Origin of the sequence: Collinsella sp. AF14-35 (genome assembly GCF_003464565.1) — a bacterium.
Lineage (GTDB): Bacteria > Actinomycetota > Coriobacteriia > Coriobacteriales > Coriobacteriaceae > Collinsella.
Genome location: NZ_QRZD01000003.1, coordinates 1 through 15,647, shown reverse-complemented (window position 1 = coordinate 15,647; position 15,647 = coordinate 1). Strand labels below are relative to the sequence as shown.

Here is a 15,647-nt window from a genome sequence, read left to right as displayed (position 1 = left end):
AAAACCGCCCGGACCATGCGAGGTTCGGACGGTCTCACGTTCGATGGTGCCCCATGTTGGATTCGAACCAACGGCCTTCTGCTCCGGAGGCAGACGCTCTAATCCCCTGAGCTAATAGGGCCAACGTTTGGCATTATACCCAAGTGCACCACGGGCTATCAAAATAAAAGAAAAAGCTTTGCAATTCCGAGGAAGACGCGGCTCAACGGCCCACTTTAGAAGGCAAAAGCGAGTCAGATAGTATAAACTCTCATGCACCATATGTACACGGCTCGCGATGCGGGCCGTTTTTGCAAGGGTTATCCATCGAGGTGAGAGGCACACCATGATTGCAATTTTAAAAGAGAGCGCCAGCGACGAGGCCGTCAGCCATATCGTCAGCTGGATTGAGAAAAAGGGCCTGAAGACCGATGTCTCGCGCGGCGAGAATGAGACGATCATCGGCCTGGTGGGCGATACGACCAAGATCGACCCGTTCCTGCTCGAGTCCATGGATGTCGTCGAGCGCGTGCAGCGCGTCTCCGAGCCGTTCAAGCGCGCCAACCGCAAGTTCCACCCCGAGGACTCCGTCATCGACTGCGGCCACGGCGTCAAGATCGGCGGCGATCAGTTCCAAGTCATCGCCGGCCCGTGCTCCGTCGAGGGCGAGAACCTCATCCGCATCGCCCGCCGCGTGAAGGCCGCCGGTGCCACGATGCTGCGCGGCGGTGCCTACAAGCCCCGCACTTCCCCGTACGCCTACCAGGGCATGGGCCCCGCCGGTCTGGACCTGCTGTGCGAGGCGTCTGCCGAGCTCGACATGCCGATCGTCACCGAGATCATGGACCCGCGCGACGTGCAGGTCTTCCTGGACAAGAAGATCGACGTCATGCAGATCGGCGCCCGCAACGCCCAGAACTTCCCTCTGCTCAAAGAGGTCGGCAAGACCAAGACTCCGATCTTGCTTAAGCGCGGCATGTCCGGCACGATCGATGAGCTGCTCATGGCCGCCGAGTACATCATGAGCGAGGGCAACGACAACGTCATCCTGTGCGAGCGCGGCATCCGCACCTTCGAGACCCGCACCCGCAACACCTTCGACCTCAATGCCGTGCCGGTGCTGCACCACCTGTCGCACCTGCCCGTCGTCGCCGACCCCAGCCACGCCACCGGCTACACCCGCTACGTTGAGCCCATGGCGCTCGCCGCGACCGCCTGCGGTGCCAACGGCCTAGAGATCGAGGTCCACGACGAGCCCAGCCGCGCATGGTCCGACGGCGCTCAGGCCCTCACCCCCGATCAGTTCGACGACACCATGCGCCGCATCCGAGCCATTTGCGAGGTTGTCTGCCAAGAGACCATGGAGTAGCCCATGGGTACAGTGAGAAACGCGCGCGTTAACCAGGGCGGCCCCAAGTGCGCCGGCATCGTCGGCCTGGGCCTCATCGGCGGCAGCTTTGCCCGCGGCTATGCGCAGGCGGGCGTCCGCGTGCTGGCCTGGGACCCCGATGACGATGTCATGACGGCCGCCAGCATGGGCACTGTCGCCGGAGAGCTTAACGACAAGACGCTCGGCGAATGCGACATCATCGTCCTTGCCTGCTATCCCGAGGCATGCATCGAGTGGCTCGAGGCGCACGCCCAGGCGCTCGCCGACGCCACCGACACCGAGGCCATCATGGGCCCCGTGGTGATCGACACGGTGGGCGTCAAGGGCATTGTGTGCGAGCGCGCCTTTGAGCTAGCCCGCGAGCACGGCTTTTACTTTGTGGGCGCGCACCCCATGGCGGGCACGCAGTACTCGGGCTATGCGCACTCCCGCGCCGACCTGTTCCAGGGCGCCCCGCTCGTGCTCGTACCGCCCGCGGTGGACGATGCGCTCAAACTGGAGCTTTTGGGCCAGGTGCGCGAGATGGTACGCCCCTTGGGCTTTGGCAAGTTCAGCGTGACCAGCGCCGCCGAGCACGACCGCGTCATCGCCTTTACGAGCCAGCTCGCGCACGTCGTCTCCAACGCCTATGTTAAGAGCCCGACCGCTCAGGTCCACCACGGCTTTTCGGCCGGCAGCTACCGCGATCTCACCCGCGTGGCGCACCTCAACCCGCAAATGTGGTCCGAGCTCATGATCGACGACGCCGACGCGCTCGCCTTTGAGATCGACCATCTGATCGAATCGCTTGGCGCCTACAGCCGTGCGCTCAAGGACCGCGACCAGCGCTATCTGGAGAATCTCCTTGCCGAGGGCGACCGCATTAAGCGCGCACTCGACGACGAGGCCTCCCACTAGACAACCCATCACGCCAGGTCGAAAGGACCGAAGCTTATGGCGATTACCATCGATATCGACACTGCACGCCCCTACCAGGTGCATGTTGGCACGTTTTTGCTGGAGCAGGCGGGACCGCTCGTGCGTGCCACTGCCGGCGGCACCAAGGCCGTCATCGTGACGGACACCAACGTGGGCCCGCTCTACCAGATGCCCGTTAAGCAGAGCCTGGAGGCGTCAGGCTACGAGGTGAGCATCTGCACCTTCGAGGCCGGCGAGGCCCATAAGCGCGCCGAAACCTATGTTGCCATTTTGGAGTTTGTGGCCGAGCACGAGCTTTCGCGCTCCGACGTGATCGTGGCACTCGGCGGCGGCGTCGTGGGCGACGTGGCGGGCTTTGTGGCCGCCACCTACATGCGCGGCTGCAAGTTTGTGCAGATCCCAACGAGCCTGCTCGCCATGGTGGATTCGTCGGTGGGAGGCAAGACCGCCATCGATCTGGCTGCCGGCAAGAACTTGGCCGGCGCCTTTTGGCAGCCGAGCGTGGTTATCGCCGACGTGGGGTGTCTGGCCACACTCACGCCCGAGCAGTTCGCCGACGGCTGCGGCGAGGTCGTCAAGCACGCCGTGATCGCCGACCCGGAGCTTTTCGCCGAGCTGGAGAAGACCCCGCTCACGCTGGAGCTGCTCAACCGCGATGTGGCCCGCGTAGCACTCATCATCGCCCGCAACATCGACATCAAGCGCGCCGTGGTCGTCGCCGACGAGCGCGAAACCAACCAGCGCAAGCTCCTCAATTTTGGACACAGCGCCGGGCACGCCGTCGAGGCCTGCGAGCACTTTGAGCTCGGACACGGCAACTGCGTTTCAATCGGCATGGGCATCATCACGCGCGCCGCGGCCCTGCACGGCATTTGCGATGCTGCACTGCCCGATCGTATTGAGGAACTCTGCGCCCGCCATGGCCTCAAGACCCGCTGCGACCTAGATGCCGATACCGTCTTTGCCGAGGCGCTCCACGACAAGAAGCGCGCGGGTGACACCATCGATCTAGTGATTCCGCACGGCATTGGCCGCTGCAGCATCGACCGCACACCGCTTTCCACTTTCCACGAACTCATTGCCGAGGGCCTCGGCCAGAAGGGAGACGCATCCGCATGCTAGCCCGCATCACCCCGTCCCCGCTCAAGGGCACCGTTCCCGCCATCGCGTCCAAGTCGATGGCGCATCGCCTGATCATCTGCGCTGCGCTTGCCAACGGCGAGACACACGTCACCTGCAACACCACCTGCGCCGACATCGAGGCTACGGTGCGCTGCCTTACGGCCCTGGGGGCTCGCATCGAGACCGTCGAGGACGGCTTCCAGGTCCACCCCACCATGAAGAGTGTTGAGTTTGGCCTGCTCAAGGCCCTTGCCGGCAGCACGCTTGACTGCGGTGAAAGTGGATCCACGCTCCGCTTTATGTTGCCCGTCGCCTGCGCGCTGGGCGCAGAAGCAACTTTTGTGGGTCAGGGGCGCTTGGGCGCCCGCCCGCTCTCCCCGCTCTCGGACGAGATCATCGCCGCCGGCTGCGACCTACAGGGTCTGGGCGGTTTTCCGCTCAAGACGAGCGGCCGCATGCGCCCGGGCACCTTTGTGCTTCCGGGCAACGTGAGCTCGCAGTACATCTCGGGCCTGCTGCTGGCAGCCCCGCTGCTGGCCCAGCCCTCCTGCGTGCAGGTAACCGGCCTCATCGAGAGCCGCCCCTACATCAACCTGACGATACAGGCCATGAAGGCCTTTGGCGTCGAGGTCAACGTCGAGCGCATTCCGGCCAAGGACGGCCAGCCCGAGGTCACGAACTTCCGCGTGAGCAGTGGCTCGTACCGCACGCGCGGCAGCGTGGCCGTCGAGGGCGACTGGTCCAACGCCGCCTTTTGGCTGTGCGCCGGCGCCATCGGTACCGACCCAATCACCGTCGAGGGCGTGTCGCTAAGCTCCGCACAGGGCGACCGTAACGTGCTTGCCGCGCTTTCGCGCTTTGGCGCCCGCATCGTGCGCTCCACCAACGCCGCCACCGTGCAGTCCGACAAGCTCGCCGGCTTTGAGATGAGTGCCCACGACATTCCGGACCTGGTGCCCGTCATCTCGGCCGTGGCCTCGCTGGCACAGGGCCGCACCTTTATCCGCGATTGTGCCCGTCTGCGCATCAAGGAATCCGACCGCTTGGTCACCACCACCCGCGAGCTCACCGCGCTGGGCGCGCAGGTGCGCATTGCCGGCGACGACCTCATCATCAAGGGCGTCGACGCCTTTACCGGCGGCGAGGTCGATTCGCACAACGACCATCGCATCGCCATGATGGCCGCTATCGCCGCGAGCCGCGCCACCGGCGAGGTCGTGATCCACGGTGCCGAGGCCGTCAACAAGTCCTATCCCGATTTCTTCGACCACTACCGCCTGCTGGGCGGCAAGGTCACACTCGAGGAGGAATAGCATGTCCTCGACCTTTGGCAACGTCTTGCACTTAAGCATCTTCGGCCAGTCGCACTCCCCCGCCATCGGCTGCTCCCTCGATGGCATCCCGGCGGGCATCGCTGTTGACCAGGAGCGGCTGCAGGCCTTCCTTGACCGTCGTGCCCCCGGTCGCGACGAGACCGCGACCAAACGCCGCGAGGCCGACGCCGCCCACATCATCGCCGGTGTGGTCGATGGACATACCACGGGAGCACCCATCGCCGCGATTATCGAGAACACCAACACGCGCTCAAAGGACTATTCCGAGCTGCGCCGCAAGCCCCGCCCCGGACACGCGGATTTTCCGGCGCGCGTGAAGTATCACAACATGCACGATGTCGCTGGTGGCGGGCATTTCTCCGGCCGCCTGACGGCACCCCTGTGTATCGCCGGCGGCATTGCGCTGCAGGCACTCGAGGCCCGCGGCATTAACGTGATGGCGCACGTCGCGCAGATCGGCGGCATCTCCGACCTGCCGATGGACGATATGGTCTATCGCGAGGCCGACCGCAAGGCGATCCTAACGAACGATCTTCCTTGCATTGACGCCGCCGCAGCCGGCCGCATGCGTGAGGAGATCCTAGCCGCGCGCGACGAACTCGACAGCATCGGCGGCATCGTGGAGTGCGGCATTTACGGGCTTCCCGCAGGCATCGGCGACCCCATGTTCGACGGCATCGAGAACCGCATCGCGCAGATCGCGTTTGGCATTCCCGCCGTAAAGGGCGTGGAGTTTGGCATGGGCTTTGCCGTGGCCGCCATGCGCGGCAGCGAGAACAATGATCCGTATCGCATCGATGCCGAGACCGGCGAGATCGAGGTCGAGTCCAACAACGCCGGCGGCATCCTGGGCGGTATTTCGACCGGCGCGCCCGTCATGTGGCGCATGGCCGTAAAGCCGACGCCCTCCATTGGCCGCGAGCAGCAGACGGTGGACATGGACGCTATGGAAAATGCCGAGCTCTCGGTCCACGGCCGCCACGATCCCTGCATCGTCCCCCGAGCTGTCCCCGTAGCCGAGGCAGCCGCCGCCCTTGCCATCTGGGACGCCCTCCTCGAAGACGCCGCCCAGCGCTAACTACCCACCCCTCAACATCCCCCGACACGTGAAAGGGGTCTCCATGGACCTTGCTGACATCCGCCAGGCCATCGATGGCATCGACACCACGCTCCTCAACAGCTTTGTCGAGCGCATGGACATTGCCACCGAGGTCGCCAAGTCAAAAATCGAGATGGGCAAGGCCGTCTTCGACCCCGCCCGTGAGCGCTCCAAGCTCAACAACCTCGCCAGCCGCGCCCCCGAGCGCTACGAGGCGCAGACCATCACCCTGTTCCGTCTCCTCATGAGCATGAGCAAGGCCGAGCAGCAGCGCTACATCAACGAGCTCAAGGGCATCACGGTGTCGCAAAAGGCCCATGCCACGGCTGCAGCCTCCGACACGCCCTTCCCTCAAACGGCCACCGTCGCCTGCCAGGGCGTCGAGGGCGCTTACAGTCAAATCGCCGCGTGCAAACTCTTCGACGTGCCCGACATCGCGTTTTTCGAGACCTTCGAGGGCGTTATGCGCGCCGTGCGCGACGGCTTCTGCGAGTTTGGCGTGCTGCCCATCGAGAACTCCACCGCCGGCTCAGTCAACGCCGTCTACGACCTGCTCGCCCAGTTCGACTTCCACATCGTGCGCTCGCTGCGCCTCAAGATCGACCACAACTTGCTCGTCAAGCCCGGCACCAAGCTCGCGGGCATACGCGAGGTCTACAGCCACGGTCAGGCCATCGCGCAGTGCGCTAGCTTTATCGAGGCGCACGGCCTGCACGCCACCAAGTACCCCAACACCGCCATGTCGGCCGAGATGGTCGCCAGCTCCGAGCGCACCGATGTTGCCGCCATCGCATCGCGCAGCTGCGCCGCACTCTACGGTCTGGAGGTGCTGGAGCCCAACATCCAGGACTCGGACAACAACTACACGCGCTTTGTCGTCATCAGCCGCGAGCCACGCGTCTACCCCGGTGCCAACCGCACCTCGCTTATGATTACCACGGCCAACGAGCCGGGCGCGCTCTATCGCGTACTCGAGCGTTTCTACGCGCTCAATATCAACCTCATCAAGCTCGAGAGCCGTCCCATCCCCGGGCATGACTTTGAGTTTATGTTCTACTTTGACCTGGACTGCCCCTTTGGTAGCAAGGCCCTCGACGACTTGCTCGACTCCATCGATGACGTGTGCGAGAGCTTCACCTACTTTGGCAGCTACACGGAGGTGCTCTAGATGACCGATACCGCCGCAACCCGCCCCTACGGCGTGCTGGGCCGCGTGCTGGGCCACAGCTACACCCCGACCATCTACAAGGAGCTCGCGGGGCTCGAGTACGTACGATTTGAGCGCGAGCCCGAGGATCTTGAGGCCTTTATGACAGGCGACGAATGGGAGGGCACCAACGTGACCATCCCCTACAAGCGCGCCGTCATGGACTACCTGGACGAGCTGAGCCCACTCGCCGAGCGCATGGGAAACGTCAACACCATCACGCGCCTGCCCGACGGCCGCCTGCGCGGCGACAACACCGACTACTTCGGTTTCCAGTGCTTGGTTGAAGAGCTGGGCGCCCAGGTTGCCGGCAAGAAGGCCCTCGTGCTCGGTGCCACCGGTGGCGCCGGCACCACTGCCAGCATGGTGCTCGGCGACCTGGGCGCCATCGTCGTGCCGGTCGGCCGTACGAGCGAAGTCAACTACGACAACATCGCGCAGCAGTCCGATGCCGCCCTGCTCGTCAACTGCACGCCCGCCGGCATGTTCCCCCATTGCCCCGACGCGCCTTGTACGCTCGAGGGGCTCGATGCGCTCGAGGGCGTCATCGACATTGTCTACAACCCCGCTCGCACGGGACTCATGCTCGAGGCCGAGCGCCGCGGCATCCCCTGCATCGGCGGTCTGCTCATGCTCGTGGCCCAGGCGGCGCAAGCCGTTGAGCGCTACACCGGCCAGGTCACTCCGCGCGAGCGCATTCTGGACGTAACGGAGCGCCTGTCACGCCGCGAGCAGAACATCGCGCTGATCGGCATGCCGGGCTCGGGCAAGACCCGTGTGGGCGAGCAGATTGCCCTGCTCACGGGGCGAGAGCACATCGACCTGGACCGCGCCCTCGAGGAGCGCCTGGGCAGGCCCTGCGCCGACTTTATCGTCGAGAGCGGCGAGGCGGCCTTCCGCGAGCAGGAGACGGCGGTGCTGGCCGGCATCTCCAAGTGCAGCGGCCTGGTGCTTTCCACGGGCGGCGGCGTGGTCACGCGCGACGAGAACTACCCGCTACTGCACCAGAACAGCCAGATCGTGATGCTCAACCGCAAGCTCGACGAACTCGCCCACAAGGGACGCCCCATCACCGCCCGCGATGGTATCGACAAGCTGGCCGAGCAGCGCATGCCGCGCTACCGCGCCTGGGCCGACTACATCATCGACTCGCGCGACTGCGCCGCCAACACCGCCCAAACCCTCCTCGACACCCTCCCACCCGCTCTCTAATCAAAACCACCACAAAGGGGACAGGCAACTTTGTGGTGGTTTTCCAATCGCAAAGGAAGCAACCATGAAAGCACTCGTCATCAACGGCCCAAACCTCAACATGCTCGGCATTCGCGAGCCGGGCATCTATGGCAGCGACAACTACGACCGTTTAGTGCAGATCTGCCAGGAAGCGGGCGCCGCACAGGGCTTCGACGAGGTCGAGGTCTTCCAGTCCAACCACGAGGGCAGCATCGTCGACAAGATTCAGGAGGCTTACGGGAAGGTCGACGGCATCGTCATCAACCCGGCGGCATACACGCACACGAGCGTCGCGATCCTCGACGCCCTCAAGGCCGTCGCCATCCCTGCCGTCGAGGTCCACATCAGCGCCGTCGAGACCCGCGAGGACTTCCGTCAGATGAGCTACGCCCGCCTGGCCTGCTTCGCCACCATCACCGGCGAAGGCCTGCAGGGCTACGCGCATGCGCTAGAGCTGTTGAAAGAGCATCTGGAAAAGTAAAATGCCAACCCCAACAAACAGCAGCGGCTTGCTCGCGCTCGGCTTCAGCAGCATACAAGATGAAAAAAGCCCAGACCACCAAGCGGTCCGGGCTTAATAAACGATGGTGCTCCATGGCGGATTCGAACCGTCGACCTTGGGATTAGAAGTCCCCTGCTCTATCCAACTGAGCTAATGGAGCAAATAACCGCACGCCCAAGCAAGCGCAAACCTGTCAGGCGCAAGTAATTATAACCTAGTTGAACTGCTCGCGGTACGCCTTGCAGACCTCATCGACCGGGCCGTCCATGCGAAGGTCACCCTTCTCAATCCAAACGGCACGCTGGCAGATGCGCTCAACCTGCTCCATGGAGTGCGAAACGAACAGAACCGTCACGTCGCCGCTCTGGATAAAGTGCTGGATGCGGGCCTCGCACTTCTGCTGGAAGAACACATCACCGACGGACAGCGTCTCGTCAACGATCAGAATATCTGGCTCGGTAATCGTCGCGATTGCAAAGGCAATACGCGCCACCATACCCGAGGAGAAGTTCTTGAGCGGCATGTCGACAAAGTTCTGAAGCTCAGCGAACTCGATAATGCCGTCAAAGTTGGCGTCGATGAACTCCTTGGTATAGCCGAGCAGGGCGCCGTTCAGATAGATGTTCTCGCGGGCCGTCAGCTCAGGATCAAAGCCGGCGCCGAGCTCAATCAGCGGTGCGATGTTGCCATGGACCTTAACGCTGCCCTCGCTAGGCTCAAGCACACCGGCGATGATCTTGAGCATCGTAGACTTGCCGGAGCCATTGGTGCCAACCAGACCGACAACTTCGCCGCGATGAATATCGAACGAGATGTGCTTAAGCGCTCCAAACTCCTCAAAGAACAGCTCGTGCTTGGCAAGCTTGATGAAGTACTCCTTGAGGTTGGTCAGCGACTCGGACGCCATGTTAAAGATCATGGTGACGTCGTCGACCTCGACAGCCAGAGGCTGCTCGCTGTAATCAACAACAGATTCAGTCATCACAGCACTCCTTAGATGTAGAGGATGAACTTGCGCTCGGACTTATGGAACACGGTATAGCCAATAACAAGCGCAAGAACCGCCCAAGCAGCGCACATACCAAACGTCATAAGCGAGGGCGTAGTTTGGAACAGAAAGATATCGCGCATAAACTGCAGATAGTTGTACATGGGGTTCGCATACACCAAGATCCGAACGATATGCGGCATCTTCACAACAAAGTCGGTCGTCCAGAAAATAGGCGTGATGTAAGTCCAAGCCGTAATGACAACGCTCCACAGATGCATAACGTCGCGGAAAAAGACCGTAAGGGCAGAGAGCATCATGCCCAGGCCCATGCAGAAGCACATAAGCAGCAGCAGGCAAACCGGCAGCAGAATCAGGTGCCAAGAAGGCATAACGCGGAACCACAGCATGACGATGGCGACGGCGACCAGCGAGAAGGCAAAGTTCACCAACGAGAAAAGCACTTTCTGCACCGGGAAGACCCAGCGGTGCACCTTAACCTTCTTGAGCAGAGGGGCAGCACCCACGATCGACGTTAGGGCCTGGTTCGTGGACTCGGACATGACGGCAAAGGTAACGTTACCCACGATCAAGTACAGCGGGTACATCTCGGGCGTCATTGATCCATTGCGGCCCTGGCCAAAAATCGTCGAGAACACGATGGCCATGACGATCATCATCAGCAGCGGGTTGAGAACCGACCATGCGACGCCCAGAACGCTACGGCGATACTTGATCTTAAAATCCTTGGTAACCAGCTGACGAAGGATAAACGCGTCCTTCTCAAATTCGTTCTTAGCAAACGTCGCAGGCAGACTGCGAGTTTCTTGTTGCTTTGTCTGATCCGACACGGATGCAACTCCTTTACTCGTAATCGTTGACAAACGAACAGTATAGACCCGACGGCCATGCAAACGATTCGCGCAACAAAACTGGAGAACTAACCCACATTTTAGGATGCCAAGCCCAAACGGCTATACTTTCAAGAATTGAATGTATAAGGAGCATTGAGTGAATTCTGAATCCATCGCCGTCATCATCCCCTGCTACAACGAAGCCCTCACGATCGGCAAAGTCATCGACGACTTTCACCGCGAGCTTCCGCAAGCGACGGTCTATGTCTATGACAACAACTCGTCGGACGATACCTCACGCATCGCCACCGAGCACGGCGCCACGGTCCGCTTTGAGCCCCGTCAGGGAAAGGGCAACGTGTGCCGCCAGATGTTTCGCGATATCGACGCCGATTGCTACCTGATGGTCGACGGCGACGACACCTACCCCGCCGAGGCGGCCAAAGCCCTCTGCGAGCCCATCCTCAACGGCACGGCCGATATGACCGTAGGCGACCGCCTTTCCAACGGCACCTACGCCGAGGAAAACAAGCGTGCTTTCCACGGCTTTGGCAACAATCTGGTCCGCGCCATGATCAAGTGGATCTATGGCTACAGCTTCGATGACGTCATGACCGGCTACCGCGCCATGAGCCGTCCTTTCATCAAAACCTTCCCCGTGCTTTCCGAGGGCTTCCAGATCGAAACCGAGCTCTCAATCCACGCCGTCGACCACCGCTGGCGCATCAAAGATGTGCCCATCGAGTACCGCGACCGTCCGGAAGGCTCCGAGTCTAAGCTCAATACCGTGAGCGACGGCATTAAAGTCGTTGCGATGATCGGCACGCTGTTCAAGGACTACCGCCCGCTGAAGTTCTTCAGCCTGGTTGCGCTTCTGTTTGCGGTGATCGGCCTCGCCCTGGGCATGCCCATCGTTGTCGAGTATTTCCAGACCGGCCTCGTCCCGCGCTTCCCCACCGCCATGCTCGCCGCGTCGTTTATGTTCCTGTGCGGTCTGAGCCTTGCGACCGGCTTTATCCTCGATTCCGTGGCAAAGGTCGAAAAAAAGCAGTGGGAGGTCAACGTGTACAGCAAATACGCCTACGACGACCAGCCCGGCCACCCTACTTCCAAGCCAAGCGAGAGGTAAACCACCATGCCGCTCATCTCCATCGTCGTGCCGTGCTACAACGAGCAGGAATCGCTTCCGATCTTTCTCAAAGAGCTCGATGGCGTCGTTCGCATCATGGCTCAGCAAGACCCCAGCATCTCCTTTGAAGCCGTCCTCATCGACGATGGCTCAGCGGACAAAACGCTCACCGTCATGAAGGCGGAAGCCGCGGCGGCGCATCCATACGTCATCCACTGGCACTCTTTCTCACGCAACTTTGGCAAGGAGGCGGCACTACTCGCCGGACTCCAACACGCAAAGGGCGACTATGTCGCCACCATGGATGCCGACATGCAGGACCCGCCCTCACTCCTGCCTCAGATGTACGAGATCTTGCAGACTGAAGACTACGATAACGTCGCCACACGCAGGACCACCCGCGAAGGCGAGCCTCCCATCAGGTCGTTCTGCGCCCGTATGTTCTACAAGATCATCAACCGCATTTCCAAGGCCGACATCGTCGACGGAGCACGCGATTTTAGGCTCATGAAGCGGCCTATGGTCAACGCCATCATCTCCATGGGCGAATACAACCGATTCTCCAAAGGCATTTACGGCTGGGTGGGCTTCAAAACCAAATGGCTCCCCTACGTAAACGTCAACCGCGTGGCCGGCGAGACCAAATGGAGCTTTTGGTCGCTGCTCCTCTATTCCATCGACGGCATCGTCGCGTTTTCCACGGCGCCGCTCTCCCTCGCCGCCCTCACAGGTATCGTCTTCTGCCTCATCGCTATTCTGGGATTCGTCGTCATCCTAGTAAAGACGCTTGTCTGGGGCGACCCCGTCGGCGGATGGCCGTCGCTCGCCTGTCTCATAACGCTGTTTGGCGGCATGCAGCTTCTGTGCCTAGGAATCATAGGTGAATACTTGGCAAAAGCCTACTTGGAAACCAAGCGACGTCCCATCTATATCATTCGAGAATCCAACGAGGAATCTGATGACACGGCCCAATAACAGCACGCTCAAGAATGTGGCGTTCTACGCCGCCTGCTTCACGTTTTCCGTCGCACTCTTTGTCGCACTTGCAGCGGCGGGGCATGTCTACCCCTTTGGCGACAACTCATTTCTCACCAACGATCTCAAATACCAATACATCGACTTCTTCGCGTGGTTTCGCCGCGTCCTTTTAGGAGAGGCAAACCTTCGCTATTCCTTCTCGCAAGGACTCGGCATGAACACATGGGGGCTCTATAGCTACTACCTCGCCAGCCCCTTCAACCTGCTCTGTGTGCTGTTTCCCGCAGACAAGCTGACGCTTTTCATATTTGCCATAACCGCGCTCAAACTGGGCTGCATCCACATCAGCAGCGCTTGGTATGTGCAAAAGCGCTTTGACCTGTCCAAGCCCGCAGCATTCCTGCTTTCCCTCTCGTTCACGTTTTGCAGCTGGACCATCAGCAACCTGCGCAACCCTCTCTGGATCGATTGCCTCATCCTGCTGCCCATCTGCGCCTACGGATGCCACGAGCTCATCCGCAAGCGGCGCATGATCCGCCTCGTCATCGCAACGGCGCTCAATGTCATGTTCTGCTGGTATACGGCCTACATCAGCATCCTGTTCCTCTGCATCTTCGTATTGGTCGAATTTGTCGATTATGTTGCAGAAAAAGGATTTAGCTGGAAGCTCATGCTCGATCGGGCCCTGCGATTCGCCGGGGCCATCGTGCTTGGACTGCTTCTGTCCGCCTGGACCTTTTTGCCGACCATCCTTGCCATGTCCAAGGGCGGTCCCGTTCTAGCACTTGGCCCCCTACTTAAAACCAGCCTCAAGTCGGTCATCAGGGGCTTTCTTCCCTGCATGTGGGTAAGCAACGAAAGCACACCGCAGTTCTATTGCGGCATCATCATGATGCTGCTTGCGGTGAGCCTGCTGGTTAACCGCACGGTTTCAATCAAGACGCGCATCGCAACACTCGTCGTCACGATAATCCTGGTCGCAAGCTCCGTTTTGAGCCCGCTCGAGTACATCTGGTGCGGCATGCGCGTTCCCAACGGCTTCTACTCGCGCACGGCTTTTTTGCTGAGCTTCTTTGCGCTGTGGGCCGCAGGATACGCGCTACAGAAACTCAAAGAGCGGCCAACATTACGTCGACCCCAACGTCCGGCCATCATCATGTCACTTCTGGCACTCACGGCAATTGAACTATTTGCCAACGCCCATGTTATGTGGAACCAGCTGTACACAGGCTATTCCGAAAAAGCCAACAGCGCCTATGTTGCCACCGCAACCGACACTATAACGGCCATTCAAGACCAGACTTCGGCGTCGTTCTATCGCATTGACCGCACAACCACGCGCGCCGATAGCGCTGCCCTCAACGAGGGCTTAGCGCTTGGGTACAACCAGCTGTCGTCCTACTCATCCGCAAATAACCCGCAGGCCATCGCACTGCTCAACTCCCTTGGATACAGCAGCGTCGGCGAATTCTCGACCCGTTATGCCGAGCCCATTCTCGCCGTCGATGCCCTACTGGGAGTCAAGTATGCCATTCCCGAGAACGCGCCTGCGGGATACGTTTCGACCAAGACGAATCAGGTCGACTCCACAAGCGCGGTGTACGAGAACCCCTATGCGCTCAGCATTGGCGTTGCAGCCTCAAGCGATATCCAAAACAGCACGCTGAAAAACGAGAACCCCTTCGAAAAGCAGAACGACCTCTACAGCAAAATCCTAGGCCGCGAGGTCAATCTCTATACCAAGATCGAGGCCACGAGCACGGAGAATAGCGATAGCTTAAAGCAACGGAGCGTTACTGTACCGGCAAGCTCCATCGGGTATCTCTACATCAACAAAGATACGACTGCCGGCAGTTATTGGCCCGTCACCCTTACCATCGACCAGCGAACGATCGAAAACGAGGCCTGGAGATTCGACAATAATGTCCGCCAGATTGCGGATGCATCGGACGCCCCGAGCCAGCATACGGTGTCAATCGGAGTCGCGGAGGGCTATACAGACATGCCCCAAGACAACGAGCCGGTCTTTTACGCCCTCAATCTGGACGTTTTCGAGCAGATTATTAGCGAGCTTAAGACGAGCGAGTTTATTCCGACGGTTTTTAAGGACGGAAGGATCGAAGGCGAGTATACCGCCAAGGATGATGGCAACCTGCTGCTGAGCGTTCCGTACGATGAGGGCTGGAACGTAACGGTAAACGGAACCGCCGCAGAACTAACGCCCGCCGCCGATAAGGGCTTGTCATCCCTGAACATGCAAAGAGGCGCGAATAGGATCGTGATGACCTACAAGACTCCGGGCGCCCTTGCGGGGCTTGCAGTGAGTCTGGCGACCGCCGCCGTCCTTGTTGCAGCGGGGTTATTCACCAGGCATAAGAAAAGCCGCCGTTAAAGAACGGCGGCTTTTACGCTCGAAAAGTTAATAGCGGCTAGAGCGTCTTGAGGTACTCCCCCAGCTCTTCCTCCCAGTCGGGCATGTGGAACCCGACCGACTCGAGCCTGGACAGGTCGAGCGCGGAGTGGACCGGGCGCGGGGCGATGGGGCCCGCGGCGCCGGCGTAGTAGTCGGCGGTCGAAACCGGCACGACCTTCTCCCCGTTGCCGTTGGCTGCCTCGAAGACGGCGCGGGCGATGTCCGCCCAGGACTTGACCGCGCCGGAGCCGGTGCAGTTATAGGTCCCGTAGGGGGCGTGCGTCCCCAGTACGTGGAAGATGGCCTCGGCCATGTCGCGCGTGAAGGTCAGGCGGCCCAGCTGGTCGTCGACCACGGTGACCTGCTCGAGCTTGTCGTCCGGGTCGGCGACGCGGTCTGAGAGTGCCTTCATGGTCTTCACGAAGTTGTGCCCCTCGCCGATGACCCAGCTGGAGCGCATGATGTAGTGGCGCGGGCACCCTGCCACGGCGATGTCGCCGG

At 60.9% G+C, this 15,647-nt stretch carries 14 protein-coding genes and 2 tRNA genes; 11 read left to right on the top strand and 5 right to left on the bottom strand.

The features are described 5' to 3' along the window. Window positions 1-44: 44 nt before the first annotated feature. Window positions 45-121: transfer RNA gene (locus tag DWW12_RS01655), tRNA-Arg, on the bottom strand. Window positions 122-325: 204 nt separating this feature from the next. On the opposite strand from DWW12_RS01655, the gene aroF reads away from it, so the two are divergent. The 8 genes from aroF (at window position 326) to aroQ (ending at window position 8,763) form a co-directional block, all read left to right on the top strand. Beyond that, window positions 326-1,348: a 3-deoxy-7-phosphoheptulonate synthase gene (aroF, locus tag DWW12_RS01650; protein WP_117854697.1), complete on the top strand. Its 1,023-nt coding sequence runs from the start codon at window positions 326-328 to the stop codon at window positions 1,346-1,348. A gap of 3 nt (window positions 1,349-1,351) precedes the next feature. Then, complete coding sequence (locus DWW12_RS01645) at window positions 1,352-2,266, top strand: prephenate dehydrogenase/arogenate dehydrogenase family protein (RefSeq protein WP_117564237.1); 915 nt, start codon at window positions 1,352-1,354, stop codon at window positions 2,264-2,266. Between the two features lie 36 nt (window positions 2,267-2,302). Beyond that, window positions 2,303-3,409: a 3-dehydroquinate synthase gene (gene aroB / locus DWW12_RS01640; RefSeq protein ID WP_117797743.1), complete on the top strand. Its 1,107-nt coding sequence runs from the start codon at window positions 2,303-2,305 to the stop codon at window positions 3,407-3,409. Then, the gene (gene aroA, locus DWW12_RS01635; protein ID WP_117854696.1) at window positions 3,403-4,722 is read left to right on the top strand and encodes a 3-phosphoshikimate 1-carboxyvinyltransferase; all 1,320 of its coding nucleotides are present in this window, start codon (window positions 3,403-3,405) and stop codon (window positions 4,720-4,722) included. Before aroB ends, aroA begins: the two co-directional genes overlap by 7 nt. Window position 4,723: 1 nt before the next feature. Beyond that, complete coding sequence (aroC, locus tag DWW12_RS01630; protein WP_117635292.1) at window positions 4,724-5,821, top strand: chorismate synthase; 1,098 nt, start codon at window positions 4,724-4,726, stop codon at window positions 5,819-5,821. Window positions 5,822-5,864: 43 nt separating this feature from the next. Further along, complete coding sequence (gene pheA, locus DWW12_RS01625; RefSeq protein ID WP_117854694.1) at window positions 5,865-7,010, top strand: prephenate dehydratase; 1,146 nt, start codon at window positions 5,865-5,867, stop codon at window positions 7,008-7,010. Continuing rightward, window positions 7,011-8,261: a shikimate kinase gene (locus DWW12_RS01620; RefSeq protein ID WP_117854693.1), complete on the top strand. Its 1,251-nt coding sequence runs from the start codon at window positions 7,011-7,013 to the stop codon at window positions 8,259-8,261. A 64-nt stretch (window positions 8,262-8,325) separates the two neighbouring features. Continuing rightward, window positions 8,326-8,763: a type II 3-dehydroquinate dehydratase gene (gene aroQ / locus DWW12_RS01615; protein WP_117854691.1), complete on the top strand. Its 438-nt coding sequence runs from the start codon at window positions 8,326-8,328 to the stop codon at window positions 8,761-8,763. A gap of 104 nt (window positions 8,764-8,867) precedes the next feature. On the opposite strand, the gene DWW12_RS01610 is transcribed toward aroQ, so the two are convergent. The 3 genes from DWW12_RS01610 to DWW12_RS01600 all read right to left on the bottom strand — a co-directional run bounded on the left by DWW12_RS01610 (window position 8,868) and on the right by DWW12_RS01600 (window position 10,623). Next, a tRNA-Arg gene (locus tag DWW12_RS01610) sits at window positions 8,868-8,944 on the bottom strand. Window positions 8,945-8,998: 54 nt separating this feature from the next. Further along, window positions 8,999-9,766, bottom strand: a complete 768-nt coding sequence (locus DWW12_RS01605) for an ABC transporter ATP-binding protein (RefSeq protein ID WP_117854689.1) — start codon at window positions 9,764-9,766, stop codon at window positions 8,999-9,001. An 11-nt stretch (window positions 9,767-9,777) separates the two neighbouring features. Then, a complete protein-coding gene (locus DWW12_RS01600; RefSeq protein WP_233544200.1) occupies window positions 9,778-10,623 on the bottom strand; it encodes an ABC transporter permease in 846 nt (281 codons plus the stop codon). 160 nt (window positions 10,624-10,783) lie between these two features. Here DWW12_RS01600 and DWW12_RS01595 point away from each other — a divergent pair, with 160 nt between their 5' ends. The 3 genes from DWW12_RS01595 to DWW12_RS01585 are packed head-to-tail and all read left to right on the top strand — an operon-like array spanning window position 10,784 to window position 15,125. Next, window positions 10,784-11,755, top strand: coding sequence for a glycosyltransferase family 2 protein (locus tag DWW12_RS01595; protein ID WP_117854688.1), 972 nt, complete (start codon window positions 10,784-10,786; stop codon window positions 11,753-11,755). A gap of 6 nt (window positions 11,756-11,761) precedes the next feature. Then, complete coding sequence (locus DWW12_RS01590) at window positions 11,762-12,730, top strand: glycosyltransferase family 2 protein (RefSeq protein WP_117854686.1); 969 nt, start codon at window positions 11,762-11,764, stop codon at window positions 12,728-12,730. Continuing rightward, window positions 12,714-15,125 (top strand): YfhO family protein, encoded by a 2,412-nt coding sequence (locus DWW12_RS01585; protein ID WP_117854684.1) that lies wholly within the window; start codon window positions 12,714-12,716, stop codon window positions 15,123-15,125. Before DWW12_RS01590 ends, DWW12_RS01585 begins: the two co-directional genes overlap by 17 nt. Before the next feature lie 37 nt (window positions 15,126-15,162). Here the strand turns inward: DWW12_RS01585 and DWW12_RS01580 are convergent. Further along, window positions 15,163-15,647 (bottom strand): sugar nucleotide-binding protein (locus tag DWW12_RS01580; RefSeq protein ID WP_147345454.1); only part of this gene is annotated, 485 nt, incomplete at its 5' end.

Coding starts and splice junctions, on each gene's coding strand:
- aroC (WP_117635292.1), top strand. CDS start 4,724: ATGTCCTCGACCTTTGGCAACGTCTTGCACTTAAGCATCTTCGGCCAG.
- DWW12_RS01585 (WP_117854684.1), top strand. CDS start 12,714: ATGACACGGCCCAATAACAGCACGCTCAAGAATGTGGCGTTCTACGCC.
- pheA (WP_117854694.1), top strand. CDS start 5,865: ATGGACCTTGCTGACATCCGCCAGGCCATCGATGGCATCGACACCACG.
- aroA (WP_117854696.1), top strand. CDS start 3,403: ATGCTAGCCCGCATCACCCCGTCCCCGCTCAAGGGCACCGTTCCCGCC.
- DWW12_RS01590 (WP_117854686.1), top strand. CDS start 11,762: ATGCCGCTCATCTCCATCGTCGTGCCGTGCTACAACGAGCAGGAATCG.
- DWW12_RS01605 (WP_117854689.1), bottom strand. CDS start 9,766: ATGACTGAATCTGTTGTTGATTACAGCGAGCAGCCTCTGGCTGTCGAG.
- aroQ (WP_117854691.1), top strand. CDS start 8,326: ATGAAAGCACTCGTCATCAACGGCCCAAACCTCAACATGCTCGGCATT.
- aroB (WP_117797743.1), top strand. CDS start 2,303: ATGGCGATTACCATCGATATCGACACTGCACGCCCCTACCAGGTGCAT.
- DWW12_RS01645 (WP_117564237.1), top strand. CDS start 1,352: ATGGGTACAGTGAGAAACGCGCGCGTTAACCAGGGCGGCCCCAAGTGC.
- DWW12_RS01620 (WP_117854693.1), top strand. CDS start 7,011: ATGACCGATACCGCCGCAACCCGCCCCTACGGCGTGCTGGGCCGCGTG.
- aroF (WP_117854697.1), top strand. CDS start 326: ATGATTGCAATTTTAAAAGAGAGCGCCAGCGACGAGGCCGTCAGCCAT.